The organism is Sabulibacter ruber, from assembly GCF_017355955.1.
GTDB classification, from domain to species: Bacteria; Bacteroidota; Bacteroidia; order Cytophagales; family Hymenobacteraceae; genus Nibribacter; species Nibribacter ruber_A.
Genome location: NZ_JAFFID010000034.1, coordinates 1 through 390 on the forward strand (window position 1 = coordinate 1; position 390 = coordinate 390).

Sequence of the window (390 nt, forward strand, 5' to 3'; positions counted from 1 at the left end):
CTGTTCGCCGATTAAAGTGGTACGTGAGCTGGGTTTAGAACGTCGTGAGACAGTTCGGTCCCTATCTGCCGTGGGTGTCGGAGTTTTGAGAGGATCTGTCCCTAGTACGAGAGGACCGGGATGGACGCACCTCTGGTGCACCGGTTGTCGCGCCAGCGGCATGGCCGGGTAGCTAAGTGCGGACGGGATAACCGCTGAAAGCATCTAAGCGGGAAACCCACCTCGAAACGAGAACTCCCTCGAGAGCCGTGACAGACCATCACGTCGATAGGAGGCATGTGGACGCGCGGCAACGCGTGAAGCTGAGCCTTACTAATCGCTCGATCGGCTTGATCCACCGCGCCTGGAGGACCGAAAGGTCCGAAGGTCGCGCCACGCGCAGCAGCAAGC

At 60.0% G+C, this 390-nt stretch carries 1 rRNA gene; it reads left to right on the top strand.

What is annotated here, in order from left to right:
* Positions 1-337 (top strand): 23S ribosomal RNA (locus JT719_RS24335); the annotation flags it as partial.
* Between the last annotated feature and the right edge of the window lie 53 nt (positions 338-390).